General features: G+C 30.8%; 20 protein-coding genes and 1 riboswitch. Of the genes, 12 read left to right on the top strand and 8 right to left on the bottom strand.

Annotated elements, in window-relative coordinates:
* Positions 1-222: 222 nt before the first annotated feature.
* The 5 genes from X924_RS03850 to X924_RS03830 all read left to right on the top strand — a co-directional run bounded on the left by X924_RS03850 (position 223) and on the right by X924_RS03830 (position 5,527).
* On the top strand, positions 223-1,515 hold the full coding sequence (locus X924_RS03850) for a nucleotidyltransferase (RefSeq protein WP_121957628.1): 1,293 nt from the start codon (positions 223-225) through the stop codon (positions 1,513-1,515).
* A gap of 14 nt (positions 1,516-1,529) precedes the next feature.
* A complete protein-coding gene (guaA, locus tag X924_RS03845) occupies positions 1,530-3,053 on the top strand; it encodes a glutamine-hydrolyzing GMP synthase (RefSeq protein WP_121957627.1) in 1,524 nt (507 codons plus the stop codon).
* 21 nt (positions 3,054-3,074) lie between these two features.
* The gene (locus X924_RS03840) at positions 3,075-3,728 is read left to right on the top strand and encodes a histidine phosphatase family protein (RefSeq protein WP_158245309.1); all 654 of its coding nucleotides are present in this window, start codon (positions 3,075-3,077) and stop codon (positions 3,726-3,728) included.
* A 37-nt stretch (positions 3,729-3,765) separates the two neighbouring features.
* Complete coding sequence (locus X924_RS03835) at positions 3,766-4,473, top strand: 2-phosphosulfolactate phosphatase (protein WP_233186577.1); 708 nt, start codon at positions 3,766-3,768, stop codon at positions 4,471-4,473.
* A gap of 586 nt (positions 4,474-5,059) precedes the next feature.
* Positions 5,060-5,527: an Rrf2 family transcriptional regulator gene (locus X924_RS03830; RefSeq protein WP_121957624.1), complete on the top strand. Its 468-nt coding sequence runs from the start codon at positions 5,060-5,062 to the stop codon at positions 5,525-5,527.
* On the opposite strand, the gene X924_RS03825 is transcribed toward X924_RS03830, so the two are convergent.
* The 4 genes from X924_RS03825 to X924_RS03810 are packed head-to-tail and all read right to left on the bottom strand — an operon-like array spanning position 5,505 to position 8,952.
* Positions 5,505-6,269 (bottom strand): PfkB family carbohydrate kinase, encoded by a 765-nt coding sequence (locus X924_RS03825; RefSeq protein WP_121957623.1) that lies wholly within the window; start codon positions 6,267-6,269, stop codon positions 5,505-5,507. The two genes, X924_RS03830 and X924_RS03825, sit on opposite strands and share 23 nt — an antisense overlap.
* Before the next feature lie 30 nt (positions 6,270-6,299).
* Positions 6,300-7,070 (bottom strand): ABC transporter ATP-binding protein, encoded by a 771-nt coding sequence (locus X924_RS03820; RefSeq protein ID WP_121957622.1) that lies wholly within the window; start codon positions 7,068-7,070, stop codon positions 6,300-6,302.
* Positions 7,067-8,077, bottom strand: a complete 1,011-nt coding sequence (locus tag X924_RS03815; protein ID WP_121957621.1) for an iron ABC transporter permease — start codon at positions 8,075-8,077, stop codon at positions 7,067-7,069. Before X924_RS03815 ends, X924_RS03820 begins: the two co-directional genes overlap by 4 nt.
* Entirely contained in the window at positions 8,074-8,952 is an 879-nt protein-coding gene (locus X924_RS03810) for an ABC transporter substrate-binding protein (RefSeq protein ID WP_121957620.1), read from the bottom strand. The genes X924_RS03815 and X924_RS03810 overlap by 4 nt, the downstream gene beginning before the upstream one ends.
* A 68-nt stretch (positions 8,953-9,020) precedes the next feature.
* Positions 9,021-9,209: riboswitch (cobalamin riboswitch) on the bottom strand.
* A gap of 100 nt (positions 9,210-9,309) precedes the next feature.
* On the opposite strand from X924_RS03810, the gene X924_RS03805 reads away from it, so the two are divergent.
* The 7 genes from X924_RS03805 to X924_RS03775 all read left to right on the top strand — a co-directional run bounded on the left by X924_RS03805 (position 9,310) and on the right by X924_RS03775 (position 15,757).
* Positions 9,310-9,603: a stage V sporulation protein S gene (locus X924_RS03805; protein ID WP_121957619.1), complete on the top strand. Its 294-nt coding sequence runs from the start codon at positions 9,310-9,312 to the stop codon at positions 9,601-9,603.
* A gap of 15 nt (positions 9,604-9,618) precedes the next feature.
* Complete coding sequence (locus X924_RS03800; protein WP_121957618.1) at positions 9,619-9,867, top strand: hypothetical protein; 249 nt, start codon at positions 9,619-9,621, stop codon at positions 9,865-9,867.
* Positions 9,857-10,804, top strand: coding sequence for a DUF1385 domain-containing protein (locus X924_RS03795; RefSeq protein WP_121957617.1), 948 nt, complete (start codon positions 9,857-9,859; stop codon positions 10,802-10,804). The genes X924_RS03800 and X924_RS03795 overlap by 11 nt, the downstream gene beginning before the upstream one ends.
* 722 nt (positions 10,805-11,526) lie before the next feature.
* The gene (gene rho, locus X924_RS03790; protein ID WP_121957616.1) at positions 11,527-12,852 is read left to right on the top strand and encodes a transcription termination factor Rho; all 1,326 of its coding nucleotides are present in this window, start codon (positions 11,527-11,529) and stop codon (positions 12,850-12,852) included.
* A gap of 18 nt (positions 12,853-12,870) precedes the next feature.
* On the top strand, positions 12,871-13,608 hold the full coding sequence (locus X924_RS03785) for an alpha/beta fold hydrolase (RefSeq protein WP_121957615.1): 738 nt from the start codon (positions 12,871-12,873) through the stop codon (positions 13,606-13,608).
* 108 nt (positions 13,609-13,716) lie between these two features.
* A complete protein-coding gene (gene pyrE, locus X924_RS03780; protein ID WP_121957614.1) occupies positions 13,717-14,316 on the top strand; it encodes an orotate phosphoribosyltransferase in 600 nt (199 codons plus the stop codon).
* Positions 14,317-14,392: 76 nt separating this feature from the next.
* Entirely contained in the window at positions 14,393-15,757 is a 1,365-nt protein-coding gene (locus tag X924_RS03775; RefSeq protein WP_121957613.1) for a Do family serine endopeptidase, read from the top strand.
* Positions 15,758-16,096: 339 nt separating this feature from the next.
* On the opposite strand, the gene X924_RS03770 is transcribed toward X924_RS03775, so the two are convergent.
* The 4 genes from X924_RS03770 to X924_RS03755 form a co-directional block, all read right to left on the bottom strand.
* On the bottom strand, positions 16,097-17,419 hold the full coding sequence (locus X924_RS03770; RefSeq protein ID WP_121957612.1) for a phosphoglucosamine mutase: 1,323 nt from the start codon (positions 17,417-17,419) through the stop codon (positions 16,097-16,099).
* A gap of 6 nt (positions 17,420-17,425) precedes the next feature.
* Positions 17,426-18,277 (bottom strand): carbohydrate ABC transporter permease, encoded by an 852-nt coding sequence (locus tag X924_RS03765; RefSeq protein ID WP_121957611.1) that lies wholly within the window; start codon positions 18,275-18,277, stop codon positions 17,426-17,428.
* Between the two features lie 13 nt (positions 18,278-18,290).
* A complete protein-coding gene (locus X924_RS03760; RefSeq protein ID WP_369826021.1) occupies positions 18,291-19,160 on the bottom strand; it encodes a carbohydrate ABC transporter permease in 870 nt (289 codons plus the stop codon).
* Positions 19,161-19,349: 189 nt separating this feature from the next.
* Positions 19,350-20,591, bottom strand: coding sequence for an ABC transporter substrate-binding protein (locus tag X924_RS03755; RefSeq protein ID WP_121957609.1), 1,242 nt, complete (start codon positions 20,589-20,591; stop codon positions 19,350-19,352).
* Positions 20,592-20,894: the final 303 nt, after the last annotated feature.

Here is a 20,894-nt window from a genome sequence, read left to right as displayed (position 1 = left end):
TTTCGAAATTATCATTTCACATTAATTTTAGCATTATTTTTTTAGTAGCAATTTAAATTATGATTAAATTTATCGATTATTATGTTTTTCTTCACCTTTATTTACAGTATTTAATTTTACCATATTCAATCAAAAGCTAAACAAAAAAGTTCAATACCTTATATAAATTTGATATAATTGAAGTATAGTCAAAATAAAACGATATTTTAGGTAGGTGTGATTTTGAAAGTTTTAGGTGTTATAGTTGAATATAATCCTTTTCACAATGGCCATTTATATCACTTGCAGCAATCCAAAGCCCTTATAAATCCAGATTATGTTGTAGCTGTAATGAGTGGAAATTTTGTCCAGCGCGGCGAACCTGCTATAATTGATAAGGTTTCAAGGTCAGAAATAGCGGTAAAGATGGGGATAGATATAGTTTTTGAATTACCTTTTGTGTATTCTATTCAAGATGCAAGTGGTTTCGCTGTTGGTGCCATAGGTACTTTAGAAAGAACGGGTGTCGTAACTGACATTGCTTTCGGAAGCGAATCATCAGATTTAGAAACATTAAAAAATATCTCAGATATTTTGACTAATCAACCAAAAAAATTTAAAAAACTTTTGAATAAACACCTAAAAGAAGGCTTGTCTTTTCCTAATGCAAGAAAGTATGCTTTAAATGAATATTTAGAAAGTTTATACGCTGAGAAAAATATAATAGATATTTTAGAAAAATCAAACGACATACTTGCCATAGAATATTTAAATTCCTTAAAGTTATATAATTCTGAAATAATTCCACATACGATAAAACGTATAAAAGCTGAATATAATGAAAAGAATTTTACAGGTGAAATTTCAAGTGCAACCGCAATTAGAGCTATAATCCAAAAAAACGATTTTGAGTTGATCAAAAAAGCGTTACCAGAGGTTTCATATGAAATATTGCGAAGAGAGATAAGTTTAAAAAAGGCTCCTATTTTTTTTGAAGATATGCGAGATATGATTTTAGCAAAATTAAGGATGATGAAAAGAGAAGAACTATTGGAAATAGACGGTATAAAAGAAGGTTTAGATAGAAGATTTTTAGACTGTTCTAATTCTTCTTCAACTCTATTTGAATTATTAGAATGTGTCAAGACAAAAAGATTTACTTTAACGCGACTTAAAAGAACCTTATTAAAAATATTTTTTAATTTAAAAGAAAATGAAGTAAGAAGATATGACAAATATGGTCCTCAATACCTGAGAGTTTTAGCTTTTAATAACAAGGGACAAAAATTATTAAATCATATAAAGAAAGTAAGCAAATACCCCTTAATAACAACTCCTTCTAAATATAAAAGAATTTATTATAAACTGAATAATGACTGCTTAAAAACGGATAAAAAGTATATTTCTTATCCCGAAATTTTTTTAACTCAAATAGAATATGACTTTTTAGCAACAAATATATATTCTTTATTATACAAAGACTATAATTTAGCTAACTCTGAAATTGATATAAAAAAGACTGTGATGAAACAATAGGTTGGAGGTAAAATATGGAAAAAATTCTTATTATAGATTTTGGCTCACAGTATACACAACTTCTTGCAAAGAGAATAAGGGAATTGGGAGCTTATTCTGAGGTTATCCAATATGATGATAAAATATCCTTGAAAGATGTAAAAGGTATAATATTGTCTGGGGGGCCTGATAGTGTTTATGATGAATTAGCACCTGATATACCAAAAGAAATATTAAATTCGAATATTCCTATTTTAGGTATTTGTTATGGGATGCAACTTTTAGCTAAGCTTTTAGGTGGAAAAGTTGAACAAATAGGTATTGCTGAATATGGAAAAACAAAAATAAGAATCGTAGAAAAGACGAAACTGTTTGAAAATATAGATAAAGAATTTAACGTATGGATGAGCCACAAAGACACGGTTACTAATCTTCCTGAAAGTTTCAAAATAATTTCTAAAACGGATAATGGAATAATAGCAGCTTTTGAAAACCAAAAAAATAAAATATATGGTATTCAATTCCATCCCGAAGTTAGGCACACTGATTTTGGAAACAATATTTTAAAAAATTTTGTAATAAAAATATGCAAAATGCAAGGTAATTGGACACTTATAGATTTTGTTGAAGAAAAAATAAAAGAAATAAGAAATATTGCAAAAAATAAAAAAGCTATTATAGCTTTATCTGGTGGTGTAGATTCTTCTGTTGCTGCTATGCTTACTTATAAAGCAATTGGACATAATTTAAAGGCCATTTTTGTAAACCATGGCTTATTAAGGTTAAATGAAGCTGAAGAAGTAAAAAGCACTTTCAAAGATTATTATGGAATAAATTTAACTGTTGTAAATGCGGAAGATAGATTTTTAAAAAGATTAAAAGGTATTACGGATCCTGAGGAAAAACGCAAAATTATTGGAGAAGAATTTATCAGAGTATTTGAAGAAGAAGCTAAAAAAGATGAAAATTACGATTTTCTTGTACAAGGAACAATCTATTCTGATGTAATAGAAAGTGCAAAATCTGGGAAAAAAACTTACAAAATAAAAAGTCACCACAATGTGGGTGGTTTACCTGATCAAATAAACTTAAAATTAATAGAACCCCTTAGGGAACTTTTTAAAGATGAGGTACGAAGTGTAGGAGAAATTTTAGGTTTACCCAAAGAAATATTATATCGTCATCCGTTTCCAGGCCCTGGACTTGCTATTAGAATAATAGGAGAAGTCACAAAAGAAAAGTTACAGTTATTGAAAAAAGTAGATGATATTTTCATTAAAACGCTTAGAGAAACTGGATGGTATGAGAAAGTTTGGCAAGCTTTTGCGGTGTTAACTCCAATAAAAACTGTAGGAGTTACAGGAGACAAAAGAAATTATGGGTATTTAGTTGCTTTAAGGGCAGTTGATAGTATAGAAGGCATGACAGCTGATTGGTCCAAAATTCCTTATGAAATATTAGATACAGTTTCAAGAAGGATAACAAACCAAGTTGAAGAGATTACAAGGGTGGTTTATGATATATCATCAAAACCACCTTCCACAATTGAATGGGAATGAAATTATGGAGGTGCTATAATATTGGATTTATACTTAGTTAGACATGGAACAACACTTTGGAATAAAGAAGGAATATGGCAAGGTCAAAGAGATATCGAGCTGGATAATGAAGGAATAAGTCAAGCTCAAGCAGCAGCAGAAAGGTTTAAGAAAGTTGAAATAAACGATATATATTGTTCGGGATTAAAAAGAGCAATAAAAACTGCAGAGATAATTAATAACTATCATCATCTAACTATAAAAAAAGATCCTGATTTAAATGAATGTAACATAGGCCATTGGGATGGTAAAAAATTAGAAGATATACTGCAAAATTACAAAGACGAATTGGAATATTGGCATAGAGATCCTTGGGCTTTAGTAGAAGGTATAGAAGCTTTAGGGGATGTTCAAAACAGGGCGGTAAGAGCTCTAAAGAGAATAATAAAGCAACATGAATTAAGTCAAAGAATATTAGTTGTTGCACATGGACTTGCTATAAGGACTATTATTTGTTGGATATTAAACATTCCACTTAATGAACATACCACTTTTAGAATAGACAACGCTTCTGTATCTCATATTATATACGAAAGTAACCACAAATATACTTTAGCTTCCTTGAATGAAACTTGGCATCTTGAATACTATGGTCTTAAAACATATGTTACTCCAGAAGAAAAGGAGATAGATTAAAATAACAGAAAAAGATATTTTCAAAAAATATTTGAATGTGTATTTGTTGCCTCAGGAACCATTTAAAGAGCACGAAATATATGTACTCATAGATATTTTACGAGCTACTTCAAGCATATCTACCTTGATTCATTGCGGAGTGGAGGAGGTGTTTATTTGCGAAGAAGTTGATACTGCCAGAGAACTTAAACCTTTGGGCTATTTAATTGCAGGGGAAAGAAATGCTATTAAAATAGAAGGCTTCGATTTTGGGAATTCTCCAATAGAATTTCTTAAATATTCTGATACAATAAGAAAAAAGCCCATTGCTTTAACTACAACAAACGGAGCAAAAACTATGAAAATAATTAATGCTCATGGAAACGTAATTGCCCTTTCATTACTAAATTTTACGTCTGTTTTGAATTTTTTGTTAGAAAAGAAGTACCAAAAGGTAGGTATCGTATGTTCTGGAACAGATGGAAATATTTCACTTGAAGATTGTTATGCAGCTGGACTTTTTTTAAAAAAACTCTTAGAAAAAGAGGATTATGAAATAAACGATGGAGCCAAGTTAGTTTTAAAGCTTTCAGATACTAAGAAAAGAGATATAGCAAATTCATTTCACGCACTTAGATTAAAAAAGTTAGGATTCAAAGAGGATGTGGACTTTTGCTTTGAAATGGATATGTTTAACATCATTCCATTTGCAAAAAAGAGTACTTATACTTTTAGAAATTTATATACGGCAAATTTAAATGGATAAATTTAATAGTTAAAAGAATTCAAGAACCTTAATAGAGACTATAGAAACAAAAAAATTGAAAAATTAGCTTTTGAATTTATGACGGTAAGGGGGCGGAGCCCTCTCCCTCCCTTTCGCTACGTGTAACGAAGAAGTTAAGAAATAGTAGTTAATCAAAAATATTTATAAAATGTGAAGTTTAGAATTTTTAAAGTGAAGTATTATTATAGTAGGTACTTTAGAAATGAGAATTTTTTAAAAACAAGCATTTGAATTTAAAATGGGTCCAGGGCGGAGCCCTCTCCCTCCCTTTCGCTACGTGTAACGAAGAAGTTAAGAAATAGTAGTTAATCAAAAATATTTATAAAATGTGAAGTTTAGAATTTTTAAAGTGAAGTATTATTGTAGTAGGTACTTTAGAAATGAAAATTTTCAGAAAATAAGCTTTTGAATTTAAAATGGGTTCAGGGCGGAGCCCTCTCCCTCCCTTTTGCTACGTGTAGCGAAGAAGTTAAGAAATAGTAGTTAATCAAAAATATTTATAAAATGTGAAGTTTAGAATTTTTAAAGTGATTAAAAGCCTTAAAATAAGAAGGTGAAGATTGTTATGTCGTTAACTATCAAAAGTTGTTACGCTATAAGGGGATTATACTATTTATGCAAACTACAAAATGAGCAAGAACAAGGAAAATCAAAACATACACCTATATACAAAATTTCAGAAAAGACTGCGATCCCAAATGAATTTTTAGCGAAAATATTCGCAGAATTGAAAAAGGCAGGAATCATCGAATCCGAAAGAGGCAAATTTGGAGGGTTCATTCTAAAAAAGAACCCTGAAGATATAAAACTCTCTGAAATAGTAAAAATATTAGAAGAACCTTTAAACTCTTACAATTGTGTTTCAAAAGGATATTGCATAGAACAAGAGACCTGTCCTACAGATTTCGTTTGGAAAAAGGTTCAAAAAGCTATATTTTCCGAATTATCTAAGATTACCTTGAAAGATATTATAGAATACGGAAAAAAGAAGGAAAAATCAAATAGTAAACTCAGTGACTCTTGGGAAACTTAATTATTTTATTTAAAGCTCCTAATTCTTTCATTACACTTTCTGATTTAGTTATTGCACTTTTCAATATAATTTCTTTTTCTTTGTTATTTAAAATGCCGTCAATTAAAAATACATCAAAAACATCTCCCATTCCTATTTTATACGGTGCTTCTTCTTTATTTCCTTCTAATTTTATGTCTCCCCATCGAACACCATTTAGACCTAATTTAACAATATCGCAATTAAAAGAGAATTTCTCGCATTCTTTTTCATTTCCTATGTATATTACATTTTCATATTTTTTATTTATAATTTTAGGTCTTGGCCCTATATCGAAAAACGTTTTTTTATAGTTCATAAAAATACTACTATTAACAATATTAGAATTCACTTCCGTTGTTATAAACAAATAATCAGCTTTATTTTTAGAAAGTAATATATCAAGATCCGCCACTTTTCTTGATACAGCTAAAGGTTTTTCATTAATAGTAATAAAGGTAGGTGTGGGGTAATTCAATTTTTGAATCCAGTTGGTATCCACACCATACTCCGAAAGTATTTTTAAACAATATTCCCCCATAAAGTCACTTCCAATATTCCCAAATATTCTGACTTTATGTCCTAATCTTGATAAACCTATAGCTACATTCAAACCACATCCTCCTGGAATTATTGTGATATTTGAATCGTGAACATAATTTTTATTATCTTTAAAGATATATACATCAATAAAAATGCCGCCTATTATATCAATAGTTGCCATTTAAATCACCAACACCTATAAAATAATATTTTATTTGAACAAAATCTGAGGTATATTCTTCAAAGGATGATTAATAATATATACTTCAATATCAAAAATCTCCTTCATTATAGATTCTTTGAATATATCTTTTGGTGTTCCTACATATTTAATATTTCCTTCATTCATTACTATTATTTTATCAGAAAATAAAGCAGCGTTGTTTACATCGTGGAAAACTGCTAAAACTGTTTTATTTTCTTTTCTTACCATAGCTCTTACTAATTTCAACAAATTTTGGGTATAGCCAGGATCTAAATGAGAAGAAAACTCATCTAACAATAAAACTGGGGTTTTTTGAGCAAATGCCCTTGCAATCATGACTTTTTGTTTTTCTCCCCCTGAGAGAAGCAAAAAAGGTTTGTTTTTTAGATTTTTTAATCCAACTAAATTAATAACTTCTTCAATAATTTTTCTGTCTTCTATAGATTCAAAAAAACTTATTCTTTTAGAGTAAGGTATTCTTGCAGTAGAGATTATACTTTCTATGTCATAATCAAACAAAGTGTTAAATTCTTGAGGAACTACGGCTATCTTTTTAGATAATTCCCTATAATTATAACTTTTTAAATCTTCGTTATCTATGTATACATCCCCAGAATAGTTTCGCAGAATTCCACTAAATATCTTAATCAAAGTACTTTTACCTGAACCATTAGGACCTATTATAGAAATGATGTCTCCTTTTTCTATTTTTAGATTTTCTATATTCAATTTAAAATTATTCCCATAACTAAATTTCAACCCTTTTACAGATATCATAACTTCTCTTTTCTCCTCATTACATATATAAAGATTGGAGCTCCTACAATCGATGTCACTACACCGATTGGTAATTCTGTCGGTGCAAACAATGTACGAGATATAAAATCCGCAGTCATCATAAATATTCCACCAATAAAAAGCGAGTAGAAATTTGAAATTAAAGAATGTGGACCTTTGATCATTCTAATTATATGAGGTATTATTAGACCTACAAATCCTATTATACCTGCCTGAGATACTGTAAAAGAAACCGCAAAAACATTAATTATTATTAAAAATATTTTTAAACGGTCTGGATTAATACCAGAAAATACAGCCATTTCATCCCCCATCGATAATACATTTAATTGTTTTGAGAATAACAAAACAATAAAAAATTGAAAAATTAAAACTAAAAATAACTTTAAAACATCGTTCCAGATCAAATCCGCCGTACTACCCATTAACCATATATTAATATGGATTAAGTTCCTCCAATACATAACTGTAAATAATGTTGTAAAAGAATTAAAAAGAAAGCTTACTATTACTCCACTTAAAACTAAAGAAAGAACAGGAAGCTTTTTACCTTGTCTTGCTAACAAAAGTACTAACAATATAGTTAAAATACCAAAAAAGAATGAGAACCCTTCTAATCCCATAAAAAGAGAAAAACCATAAATACTACTCAAAGCCGTATACAGTACTGCTCCAAAACTTGCTCCCGAAGATATTCCTAAAATATACGGATCTGCTAAAGGATTTTGTATCACAAGTTGTAAAACATTTCCACAAATTGCAAGAATACTACCAATCAAAAAACTTCCCACAACTCTTGGCATTCTTACATTTATTATTAAATTCTTGTAGACTTGGTTTGATTGTTTCCCTATTAATGACAAGCATACTTCTTTAAAAGGCACTTTCACACTTCCATTGGCAGTAAAAACGATTAAAAGGATAAAACTAAGAAACACCAAAAATAAAGCAAGGGGTAGTTCCCCTTGCATAGATTTCTTTTTCAACGATATTCACCAAAATACTTGTATAGTTGTTCTAAAATTTCAATTAATGAAGGAGAAGCCAGAGACATTTTATTCCCATCAACCATAATTATTCTGCCTTCTTTAACGGCTTTAATGTTTTGGAACTGTGGAGCATTCATAATAGCATTTTTTGCATTTTCGTCTCCTTCATAATAAGAGTCAACGATAATTATATCTGGATTTTGAGAAACAACAAACTCGGGCCCAACTTGTAAAAAACCGTTATTCCCTGTATATAAAGCTGCTAAGTTCAAACCTCCAGCGTAAGATATCAACTCATTTATATAAGAACCAGTACCTGCTGTCCAAATCTGTGAAATATTATTTTGAACCATCAAATATAAAACACGCGGCTTATCCTTCCAAGTGAACGTTTCCTTAGCAATATTTAATACCTTTTCCCTTAATTCGTTAGAAAGTATCGAAGCCTTTTCTCTTTCTCCTAAAATTGTTCCTATGATGATCAATTCCCTGTAAATATCATTAAAGTTTGTAGGATTGATAACAAAAGTTTTTATGTTATGTTGTTCCAACCTTTTTACTTCAGGTTCTTGGAATCCGCCACTAACAAATACTAACTCTGGATTTAAAGAAACAATTTTTTCAATATTTAAAGGAATCAAGTTACCTATTTTCTCCTTTTGAATAATAGTATCCCAATCAGTTACTCCTATAACTTTTTCTTCTAAACCTAAATGTTTTATGTAATCAGAAACTAAAGGTGCCGCTGAAACTACATGTTCAACATCATTTTCAAACACTACCAATCTTCCGAGATCATCAACCAAAGAAAGTTGAGACACTGCTAAAACAGATACCAAAATCAACACTAAACTTACAAAAAACTTTTTCATAAAATGGCCTCCTATAAAAATTTACGCCATTAAAAATAACCATTTTCTATCTTTTTGGCGCGAAAAGATAGAAACTCTTGGATTTATGTAGGTCTCCCGACTTGCGAATCTTTCTACTCCTTACGCCTTCCCAGGTAAATCCCCAGTGGCTATAGGTAAGTTTCGTCCTCGCTCACGGTGGCGCGACCGTAACGGTTTTTCACCGTTTTCCCTTACATAAATTCAATACTCTATAAACTTTTGATATTGTTATATTATATCATATCATTGAAAATAAATTTTTAATTTTTTTGACTTATCTTAATTTTATGATACAATATATGTATAGCCTTAACTAAAAAGGAGGAATACTAAGTCATGGAAGTATTGAAAGTTAGTCATTCATCTTCACCTAATAAAGTTGCTGGAGCTATTGCGGGAGTATTATCTAAAACAGACGAAGTAGAAATCCAAGCTATCGGAGCAGGAGCGGTTAACCAAGCTGTAAAGGCTATTGCTATTGCTAAAAGGTTCATAGAAACTAAAGGTAAAGAAATTTATGTCATTCCCGGTTTTGTGGAGGTGGAAGTAGGGTCTGAAAAAAGAACCGGAATAAAGTTTAAAGTAGTTGCGAGAACGTCAAAGGAAGCTTCTTTCCAAGAAAATCTTTAATTTCGATTTGAGAAAATGTCAAAATATGATGAAATAATACAAGACATTGTCGATGCTTGCAGAAAAAATGTTGACCTTTTTAAGATTGTTAAAGATATTTCGCAAATGGAAATAAATAAAAGATATAAAATACGAAAGAATGCTTCTAAATTCCTTAAAAGGGAAAATGGAATTGATAAAGAAGCAATGAAATTTTATTTTATTATAACTGAAGATGGTATTGCAGAGGAAGTTTTAAGGAGGATAAAAGTAGATGAAAGTTAAACCAAAAACAGTTGGAGGACAGGCAGTAATAGAAGGAGTAATGATGAAAGGTATAAATACTGTAGTAGCAGTAAAAAGAAAAGATGGAAAGATATCTATAAAAACTATTAAAGATAATTCATGGGGTATTATAGAGAAGATACCTATAATAAGAGGATTTTTTGTTCTATTACATTCAATGATAATTGGAATGAATGCTTTATCTTATTCAGCAAATATCTCTGGAGAAGAAGATGAAGATCTAACAACAAAAGACATGGTTATAGCTATACTATTTGCAATAGTAATCGCTACTTTAGGATTTGGAGTACTTCCCGTTTTAATAACAAAACCATTTAAAATTCAGTCTGAATTTTTGTTTGCCTTTATAGAAGGATTAATTAGAGCGGCTCTTGTTATAGCTTATATATGGGCTATCTCTTTTATGAAAGATATAAAAAGAGTATTTCAATATCATGGAGCAGAACACAAAAGTGTTCATACTTATGAAAATAATGAACCGTTAGAAACAGCTTATGCTAAAAAATATACTACACTTCATCCAAGATGTGGAACAAGCTTTTTGATAATTACAGTTTTCGCTTCTATAATAGTATTTGCAATTTCAGGTGGTTTTGGTTGGAATTCCACATGGGAAAAGATTATCTCAAGAATTGTTCTGCTTCCAATTGTTGCAGGTGTGGCTTATGAATTTCAAAGATTTACGGCAAAAATTATAGATACAAAAATAGGTAAAATCCTTGCTTATCCTGGATTAACACTTCAAAAAATAACCACTAAAGAACCTGATGAAGAACAGTTGAATATAGGTCTTCTATCTTTAAAATATGCTTTAGATGAAAATTTTAATGGAGAAATTGTAGTAGATATTCAAAATACTAATGATGAAAAAAGTGTTGTTTCTAATAAAGAAGTAAATAATATTTTATTGCAATAACACACGTTATTATTAAGGAAAATTGGATAGAGTTTTTATTCTAACAGATATTTTCTTTCTTTTATTTTGCTACATGAAATTACTTCATTTTATTTCAGCTTTTTAGTAAATATAATATTCTAAAATTTTTATTTGATTTTTTGGTTATAAAAACTTCACTTATAGTGAAATTATTTTTAGAAGATTTTTATATAAAATCTCCAACTTTAGGAACTTTATAAATAAGTATTTGAATTTATAGCAGCTTCACAGCAGAACCCTTCCTTTTAACATTAACGTAGATATCAAAAAACTCAAAAAATCATCGTCAGATAATTTCAAATAGTGATTTTAGAAATTAAAATTTTAATTTATAGTGAGTTTGGAATAGATCCTTATTCCTCTTTTAGAGTGGTGAATCCGCTCAAGACCAAGAAAGGATGTGGTGCTTTTCTTGCTGCAAAGCAGCGAATCGATAGAAAAGGCAGGCTTATTACATGAGTTCTCCAATAAATTTGAAAATTTTATATGTATAAAGCAGTTAGACCCGATTACGCAATTAGAAAATTTGCCAATAAAATAAGTTTATGAATGTATAGTAGGTCCAGGACAGAGTCCTCTCCCAGTTTTCAGTAAAGTTACTAACGAAGTTAAAAAAAATAGAAATTGGTCAAAATTAGAATTGTGGAGGTATTTTATAATTTTTAAAGATAATAATAAAAAAATTATAGGGAGGCAATAAAATGGAGGAAAATCCTGATACTTTAATTACAAAAAAACAATCAAAAGATAACATTCAAGCTGTCGAAATAGACATGGCCAAATTAAATGAAATGACTAGAAAAGAATTATATGACATAGCAAGAAAATTCGAAATTCCTAATTACTCTCGAATGTCAAAAAATGAGTTAAAGTTTGCGATATTAAGAAAACAAACTGAATCAATAGGATATTTCTTTTATGAAGGCATTTTAGAAATTATGCAAGATGGATACGGGTTTTTAAGAAGTATTGATAATTCTTTATTACCTGGAAGCGATGATGTTTATGTATCACAATCTCAAATTAGGAAATTTAACCTTTTTACAGGTGATATTGTTGCCGGACAAGTTAGACCACCAAAAGAAGGAGAACGTTTTTTTGCCTTACTCCGAATAGAGGCTATAAACGCTTTGCCACCAGAAAATGCAAAAGATAGGGTTTCTTTTGAAAACCTTACTCCCGAGTATCCTAAAAAAAGAATGCAGTTAGAACATAAAAATAGCCCTTTCAGTTCTCGAATAATAGATTTGTTTTCTCCCATCGGTTTTGGTCAACGAGGCTTAATTGTTGCGCCACCAAAAGCAGGAAAAACTACTTTGCTTAAAGATATTGCAAACTCAATCGCAGAAAATTTTCCTGAAACAAAGAGATACATTCTTTTAATAGACGAAAGGCCTGAAGAAGTTACTGATATAAGAGATACTGTTGATGCAAATGTTATAGCTGCTCCTTTTGATATGGATCCTCAAAGTCAAATAAAGATAACCGAAATGGCTTTGGACCATTTTAAAAGATTAGTAGAGTTTGGTCATGATGTTGTAGTTTTGATTGATAGCCTTACTAGGTTTGCAAGAGAATATAATCTATATGTTCCTTCAAGCGGTAAATTACTAAGCGGTGGACTAGACCCTGCTGCAATCATTTTCCCCAAAAAATTCTTTGGAGCTGCAAGAAAGGTTAGAGAAGGTGGAAGTCTCACTATGATAGCCACTGCTCTAGTAGAAACTGGATCTAAAATGGATGAAGTAATTTTTGAAGAATTTAAAGGAACAGGAAACATGGAACTAATACTTTCTAGAGAGATGGCAAATGAAAGGTTATTTCCAGCAATAAATTTAAAACTTTCTGGCACCAGGAAAGAAGAGCTTTTATTTGATGAAGATGAATTAAAAAATATTATTATTTTAAGAAAATTCATTAACGATATGTCTCCTAAAGAAGCATTGGAATTTATACTTACTTTACTAAAAAAATATAAAACAAATGACGATATAATGGCAGCTATTGAAAATCAAAAAACATTGTAGGAAGTGATAATTTTATTTATGAATATATACAACCGTTATTTTCTTTCAAAGAAAAGAAATGGTAAAAAGATTTTTTTAATCCATGGTTTAGGAGAATACTCTGGAAGATATAAAACTTTTATAAACCTTCTTAATAACAAAGGATATGATGTTTATACTTTTGATTTACCAGGTCATGGTTATTCTTTCGGCTCAAAAGGTGATATAGAAAATTTCTATGAAGTGTATGCTTTTTTAGAAGAATATATTTCGAATGACTATATTCTATTGGGACATTCCTTAGGAGGATTAATAGCTACCAGATTTGTTGAAATCACCGAAAAAAAACCTAAAAAACTTATTCTCTCTTCACCTGCGCTTGGAAATATAAGCCAAATGAAAATACTTCTAAATATTCTTTCTATCTTTCCAAAATTAGTGGTCTCAAATCGAATAAATCCATATGATTTATCAACTAATCAAAAATCCTGTCAAGAATACATTGAAGATCCTTTGGTACACGATAAAATTACTGTTCAAACAGCACTTCAAATGTTTGAAGAAGCTGAAATTGCGCTAAGAGAAATAGATAGTATAAATGTTCCAACCATTTTGCTATACGGAGAAGAAGATAAAGTAGTAAACCCATATGAATATGAAAAAATTAAAAACGCTAATTTTGAAGTTTTCTCTTTTTCAAAAGGCAAACATGAACTTTTCGAATGTATATATAACAAAGAAAAATTCTTAAACAAAATCTTTGAATTTTTAAAATAAAGCAGAACCTTTTTCTTCTACTTCAATCCAAATACCAAATCAATTGTTTAATCGGATTTTAGAATTTCTAAAAACAGTAAAATAATAAAATTTTTGGAGGTTTATAGAATGCAAGAAAAAACACAGCAATACAAAGAAAAAGATATTTATGGAATTTTAGAAGAAACTGGAGCCTATTTAAAAGGACACTTTTTATTATCCTCTGGATTACATTCCGACACTTATATTCAATGTGCTAAAGTATTGAAATACCCAAAATATGCCGAACTTTTTGGAAAACTGATATCCTCTCAAGTTAATTCAAAAATTGATTATGTTGTTTCTCCTGCCATGGGAGGAATAATAATAGGATACGAAGTGGCAAAATCACTAAATGCTGTTTTTCTATTTACTGAAAGGAATGAAAATGGCGAAATGATGTTGAGAAGAGAACAAAATATAGAAAAAGGTAAGAACATATTAATTGTAGAGGACGTTATTACTACAGGAAAATCTACTTTAGAAGTAGCGAATGTTGTTAAAAAACTTGGTGGTGAAATTACAGGTATAGGTTGTATAGTAAACAGATCCCAAAAGGAAGATTTACTTGATAAAAAAATTATTTCTTTATTAAAAGTTCAAGCTAACGTTTATCCTCCAGAAAATTGCCCCTTATGTGAAATGGGACATGAAATAGTAAAACCAGGTAGTAGAAAGAAATTATTGTGAAATAAAAGTTTTTAAGATATCTTTAAGAAGTAGATATATAATTTAATTAATAAAAATAAAATTTGGAGGTGTTTATATGAAAAAATCTATTATTCTTGTGACCGTGGCATTATTAGTTTCACTTACTTCATTTCCCATCGTAAATGAAGGTTATGAAAATCCTATTGTAAACGTAGTTGAATTAGCTGCTCCCGCAGTGGTTAACATTGTAACAACAAGGACATCTTCTATTCCTATAGATCCATATATAAGAGATTTTTTTAAAAGATTTTTTGGACAAACGATTCCTGAATATCAAACAAAAGGAGTAGGTTCTGGCTTTATTTTTGATGAAGAAGGTTATATATTAACTAATTACCATGTTATAGAAAACGCCAAAGAAATAACAGTTACCCTATTAAACGGAAATAAGTATGAAGCAGAAATAATAGGCGGAGATCCTGATCTTGATTTAGCAATAATAAAAATTAACAGTGATGAAAAATTGCCAACTCTTGCATTAGGTGATTCAAATCAAGTAAAAATTGGAGAATGGGCAATCGCAATTGGCAGTCCATTAGGATTGCAAAATACCGTAACAGTAGGAGTTGTAAGTGCAACAAATAGGAGCATACAAAAACCTACTGGGAATGGTAACTATGTGGGATTAATTCAGACTGACGCAACAATTAATCCCGGAAATAGTGGTGGCCCTCTTTTAAATATTCATGGAGAAGTAATCGGTATAAATACCGCTATAGCTGTTGATCCTCAATTAGGAAGTGTTAATATCGGATTTGCAATTCCTGTAAACGTTGCAAAAAGATTTGCAAACTCTGTCATGGAAAAAGGGTATTTTGAAGGGGCCTATTTAGGAGTCCATATTTCAACTGTAAATGAAGATTTAAAAAAAGCTTTGGGTTTAAAAGTTGATAAAGGAGCGTATGTTACCGACGTAGAACCTGGAAGTGCTGCAGAAAAGGCGGGTATAAAAGCAGGCGACGTTATAATCGAAATGAACGGCGAAAAGATTGAAAGTGCTAATGATCTTTCTTCTTTAATAAAGACATATCCTGCTGGTAGTAAAGTAAAAGTTGTTCTTGATAGGTTTGGAGAAAGAATAACTCTTGAAGTTACCTTAGGAAGCAAAACAACAACCGAAACAGAAACAGCCTACTTTGGAATATTAGTTAGAGATATTACTGCTGAAGATAGAAAAAATTACAATATTAGAAGTAATATCAATGGAGTAATAGTAGAGGAAATCCGAGATAATACATATGTACTGGGTTTAAGAGTAGGAGACGTAATAACTGAAGTCGCAGTGAATGGAGTCTATCATAAGATCAACAACGTAAATGACTGGGAAAAAGTTGTATCATCAGTTGAAAAAAACAGTTATGTTGCTCTAATAGTTTATAGAAATAATGTAAGATATGTAATACAGTTTTTTTATAGATAATAATATTTAGGTACCAGACTGATAGTAAAACCACTCTAAAAAATCGAGCGTCCTCAACAAAATAAAATTAAAATTTTGGATGAAACAGTAAAGTATGATTATGCAATTAGAAAATTAACCGATAAATAGTTTTTTGAATTTAAAGTGAGTCTAGGGAGAAGCCCGTCTCTTTGTTGGTTGCAAGATACTAAATATCTTAAAAGAAAAATTAGTTAATTAATATTAGAATAATGTATTTGAAAAAGTAACACTTGAAATTTTTTTGAAATATATGTTTATAATTTTTAAAAATAAAAAAGAGGGTAATAAGCCCTCTTTTTTATTTTATAAAAATCTTACTCACTCATTATCAATATTTTCAATGAGGTTACTAAACTCAGTTATGCATTCATCAACCAACTCTTTACTAATTCCCTCACTCATTATTCTTACCTTGTGCTCCGTACCTGACGTCCTAACCACAATTCTGAAATTCTCTATTCCTTCATATTTCTTTTTTAAACCTTCTAACCTTTTATCGTTTATAACTTTAAACTTATCCTTCACAGTTATGTTTTTTAAATATTGTGGATATTTAGGAACTACTGATGTTAACTCTTCTAAAGATTTTGAAAAAAACTTTATAGTTTCAAGAGTTTCTAAAGCTGTAATTATACCATCTCCTGTTGTAGACCTATCAAGAAAAATAACATGACCTGATTGTTCTCCACCTAAGATTGCCTCTTCTTTTAGTAATCTTTCTAAAACATATTTGTCTCCAACATCTGTTCTTAAAAGAATTATTCCATTCTTGTTTAAATACTCTTCTAAACCAAGATTACTCATAACAGTTGTTACTATTAGATTTTTCTTTAATCTGCCTTGTTTTCTTAATTTCAAAGCATTTATAGCCATTAAATGATCACCATCTACTACGTTGCCATACCTATCAATGAAAAGGCATCTATCAGCGTCTCCATCAAATAAAATTCCCAAATCATATCCTTTTTCTTTTACCTTTTTGGATAAAAAATCTGGAGAAGTTGATCCACAATTATCATTAATATTAAACCCATTAGGTTCATTGTTATACACATGGTAATTTAACGAAAGAGCTCCAAATATACTATCGATTATAGCTCCAGCAGCTCCATGTGCAACATCAATTGCTATTTTAAGATTAGTTTCATCTAACTTATCTTTGTATAATGAAATTACATAGTCTATATATTCTTGTTTAGCAGAATCTTCAAGATACTTACCTATTTCTCTATAATTACAATAATCCATAAGACCTTTTAAAATGATATCTTCCAGTTTTTCTTCTGTTTCATCAGAAACCTTGTACCCTTCACAAAAAACCTTCAATCCATTATAAATAGGGGGATTATGTGAAGCAGAAATAACGATTCCTAATGCTTTTTCTTTATGAGTAACATAAGCCAAAGCAGGTGTTGTAAATATACCACAAGATTCTACTTCTATACCAGCTGCTGCCGCACCAACAGCTACCGCCATTTCTAATAATTTTCCGGAATTTCGCGTATCTCTTGCCAAATATAGTTTCGTATATTTTGGCTTAAAGAAACTACCCACTGCATTACCCAATCTCATCGCCAAATCTACAGTCAAATTTTCGTTTACAATGTCTCTAATTCCATCAGTACCAAATAATTTTTTCACCCTATATCACCCTTTTACGCTTCCAGCTGTTAAACCTTGAACTATCCTATTTTGGAATATCAAAACTAAAATCACCAAAGGCATTGTTACTATTACTGACGCAGCCATTAACTGACCCCATGGAACTTCATAAAAAGTCTTCCCTGTAAACATTGCTATAGCTACGGGAACAGTATACTTTTCGGGAGTTTGCATAAAAGTTAACGCAAAAAGGAACTCATTCCATGCTTGAATAAAAGTCAAAAGACCAGTTGTAACTAAACCTGGTGCAGAAAGAGGCAAAACTATTCTCCACAATGTTTCAAACTTAGAACAACCATCTATATATGCAGATTCCTCAATTTCTTTTGGAAGTTCTCTAAAGAAATTTTGCAAAATCCATGTTGTTAAGGGCAAATTTAAAGCAATGTAAGGAATTATCAAACCCAGATAAGTATTTATCAAACCCATTCTTCTCAATAATTGAAAAAGTCCTCCCAAAATAGAAACTTGTGGGAACATACTAACAGCCAGTATAAGCATCATTAAAGCAGCTTTACCCGGTATCTTTAATCTCGCTATCGCATAAGCAGCAAAGGAACCTACAATAATTGAAAATATTGTCGTTGCTCCAGCTACGATAACAGAATTTAAAATATTCAAACCAAAGGGTCTTTCTGTAAAAACTTTAACATAGTTTTCAAAAGTAAACCCTTGAGGTAAAAGAGTAATATTTTTGGTAAAGAGATACTGATCAGAAGTAAAAGAACTTTTTATTGCCCAATAGAATGGAAAAACATAAAAAATTACCATTAGAATAACGATTATATATAAAAAAGTTTTTTGTGTATTCTTTTTTGTTCTCATTCCCCATTTCATAAAAAACCACCCCTTAATCTAACTTAATATTTAAGGATCTCATATAGATTACAGTGAATACACCAATTATAAGGAAAATTACTACTGATAATGCTGAACCATATCCAAATAATCCTCTTGGGGAAAAAATGTTATCCATAAGCAAAGATCTATTGTAAACAGCCAAAGTTTCTGTTCCTACAGCCCCTTGAGTCATTATATATACAACATCAAATACTCTCAAAGCATCTAATGTTCTAAATATAAGAGTTACACCAATAGTAGGCCTTAAAACAGGTAGAGTAATAGAAGTAAATTGTTTCCACATGCTTGCACCATCTATTCTGGCTGCTTCATATAATTCATTTGGAATTATTTGAAGTCCTGCAAGAAGTAAAAGAGCTACAAAAGGAGTGGTTTTCCAAACATCTACAGCTATAATCGCACTCATCGCTATTCCCGGTGTTCCCAAAATGGGAGTTCCTTCACTTAATATTCCAAGATTATAAAGCATGAGACTTATTACACCATATTGATCGTTGTACATCCATTTCCACATCTGTGAAGACACAGCAGTAGGAATTGCCCATGGAATTAAAACTGCGGCTCTAACTAATCCTCTCAATTTGAAATCAGCATTTAATACAAGTGCTGTAGCTAAACCCAGCAAAAATTCTATCAAGACAGAAAAAAAAGTAAAATAAATAGTATTCCATAACGCTTGTAAAAATCTCGGATCTTGAAACAAATTAATATAATTTTGTAACCCCACAAATTCTCTTTGAAACCCAGGACGTAATGACCATTTGAAGAAACTATCGTAAATAGTTTGACCCAACGGGTAAAACGCAGTTATACCTATTGCAACGAGCGTCGGAATTATCAACCAAAATGCCAACCACATATCGGATCTTTTGTACTCTCCCTTAGCTTTCAATTAGAACACCCCCGCTCAGATAGTCTATAAAAAATTCAACTACTAAAAATGTTTTTAATATACCCAAAATAATACACATAAATGGCGGTAGACGGGAACCCGTTTACCGCCGATTTTATAATCCTTCATTGATTATAACACAAAATTATTGCTTCCTCAATATACCAATTTCCTTAAGTTTTGAGCCAAGCTTTTCACTGCATTTTCTGGTTGTGTTTGCTGTGTCAATACACTATGAACTGCAACTTGAATTTCGTAAGAAATTTCATTGTAAATAGGAGAAATAGGTCGTGGTTCTGCACTCATGAAAACATCAAATATATCTACATAAAATGGATTAGCTTCAATTGTTCTTGGGTCGTTGTAAGCTTCTATCCTAGTAGGAGTTTGTCCAGCATTTACGGCTTTGTAAACTTGTTGTTCATGACTGGTCAAGAATTTTATCAATTTTTTTGCAGCCTCAACTTCCGCAGCAGAAGAATTTGCATTTATACCTAAATTCCATCCACCAAGTGTTGCTGAATTCCTTCCATCAGGGCCAGGACCTTTTGGTAACACAGTTATGCCAACTTTACCAGCAACTGGAGAAGTTGGAGAATTGACTAATGCCCATGCATAAGGCCAATTTCTCATAAATACAGCTTCTCCATTTTGGAATATCCTCCTTGCTTCTTCTTCCATATACGTTGTAACTCCTCTTGGAGTTACTCTATCTTCTATAAGTTTATCCATAAAAGTTATAGCAGCTACATTTTTATTGTAATATTGCGGATCATCGACAACTACTTTTCCATCCTTCATTATCTCTCCACCAAAACTGTGAACAAATTCCATTACATTACAAGTTAAACCTTCGTACCTCGCACCTTGCCATACAAAACCATTTATGCCTTCTTTAGAAGATATATCCTTTGCTGCAGTATATAATTCATCCCAAGTTTCAGGAACATCGTATCCATATTTTTCCAACAAATCAGAACGATAATAGAGTATACCCGCATCAGTAAACCATGGCACAGCAACTAACCTTCCCTCTACAGTATTGGAAGCAACTGTTCCAGGGAAAAACTTGTCAAGTTCAAAATAATCGTAATCGTCTGTTAAATCTACCAAAAATGGTGCAAACTCAGCTGGCCAAATAACATCCAGCATCAAAACATCTGGATCTGGGGTACCTGAAGCAAGATAAGTAACGTATAAGTCGTGTCTATCTGTAGAACTATTAGGCATCGGAAGAACTTGTACCCGAATGTCTGGATTTTCTTCCATGAACATATCTACTTGCTTTAACAAAGTTTCTAATTCTGTCCCTACAGCACCCGCCGTCATAGTAATCGTTATTGAAAAAACACTTAAAACTATCGTTAATAAAACAACTACTGCCAAAATCTTTTTCATCCACATACACCTCCTTGATTTTTAACATGTTACTTACTTATGAAGTTCTATATACCTTATGTTTTATTAATGTTCCAAAACTTAGGTCTTTCAAAAACATCTCTTCACATTTAATACTTCTTAAATGTGAGCTTTCCTAACTTCTTAATATAAGTACCAAAAGAGAAACTATAGAACTTCACCCTAAACTCACTTTAACTTTACATACATATTTTTCAAAAATCACCATTTTTAAAGTTTTTATTTTCTATAGATAATTTAAATTAATAAATTAAAGGTAATTCTTCTTACATATGTTATAAT

It is taken from the genome of Petrotoga sp. 9PWA.NaAc.5.4 (assembly GCF_002895485.1).
Lineage (GTDB): Bacteria > Thermotogota > Thermotogae > Petrotogales > Petrotogaceae > AZRK01.
Note: the sequence above shows the minus strand (reverse complement) of the source record. Positions and strands in the feature narration are given on the sequence as shown.

What these genes read in the sequence shown, in the direction of transcription:
- guaA (WP_121957627.1), top strand. Translation starts at nt 1,530, where the DNA reads ATGGAAAAAATTCTTATTATAGATTTTGGCTCACAGTATACACAACTT.
- X924_RS03830 (WP_121957624.1), top strand. Translation starts at nt 5,060, where the DNA reads ATGTCGTTAACTATCAAAAGTTGTTACGCTATAAGGGGATTATACTAT.
- X924_RS03825 (WP_121957623.1), bottom strand. Translation starts at nt 6,269, where the DNA reads ATGGCAACTATTGATATAATAGGCGGCATTTTTATTGATGTATATATC.
- X924_RS03820 (WP_121957622.1), bottom strand. Translation starts at nt 7,070, where the DNA reads ATGATATCTGTAAAAGGGTTGAAATTTAGTTATGGGAATAATTTTAAA.
- X924_RS03810 (WP_121957620.1), bottom strand. Translation starts at nt 8,952, where the DNA reads ATGAAAAAGTTTTTTGTAAGTTTAGTGTTGATTTTGGTATCTGTTTTA.
- X924_RS03805 (WP_121957619.1), top strand. Translation starts at nt 9,310, where the DNA reads ATGGAAGTATTGAAAGTTAGTCATTCATCTTCACCTAATAAAGTTGCT.
- X924_RS03800 (WP_121957618.1), top strand. Translation starts at nt 9,619, where the DNA reads ATGTCAAAATATGATGAAATAATACAAGACATTGTCGATGCTTGCAGA.
- X924_RS03795 (WP_121957617.1), top strand. Translation starts at nt 9,857, where the DNA reads ATGAAAGTTAAACCAAAAACAGTTGGAGGACAGGCAGTAATAGAAGGA.
- rho (WP_121957616.1), top strand. Translation starts at nt 11,527, where the DNA reads ATGGAGGAAAATCCTGATACTTTAATTACAAAAAAACAATCAAAAGAT.
- X924_RS03785 (WP_121957615.1), top strand. Translation starts at nt 12,871, where the DNA reads ATGAATATATACAACCGTTATTTTCTTTCAAAGAAAAGAAATGGTAAA.
- pyrE (WP_121957614.1), top strand. Translation starts at nt 13,717, where the DNA reads ATGCAAGAAAAAACACAGCAATACAAAGAAAAAGATATTTATGGAATT.
- X924_RS03775 (WP_121957613.1), top strand. Translation starts at nt 14,393, where the DNA reads ATGAAAAAATCTATTATTCTTGTGACCGTGGCATTATTAGTTTCACTT.
- X924_RS03765 (WP_121957611.1), bottom strand. Translation starts at nt 18,277, where the DNA reads ATGAAATGGGGAATGAGAACAAAAAAGAATACACAAAAAACTTTTTTA.
- X924_RS03760 (WP_369826021.1), bottom strand. Translation starts at nt 19,160, where the DNA reads ATGTGGTTGGCATTTTGGTTGATAATTCCGACGCTCGTTGCAATAGGT.
- X924_RS03755 (WP_121957609.1), bottom strand. Translation starts at nt 20,591, where the DNA reads ATGAAAAAGATTTTGGCAGTAGTTGTTTTATTAACGATAGTTTTAAGT.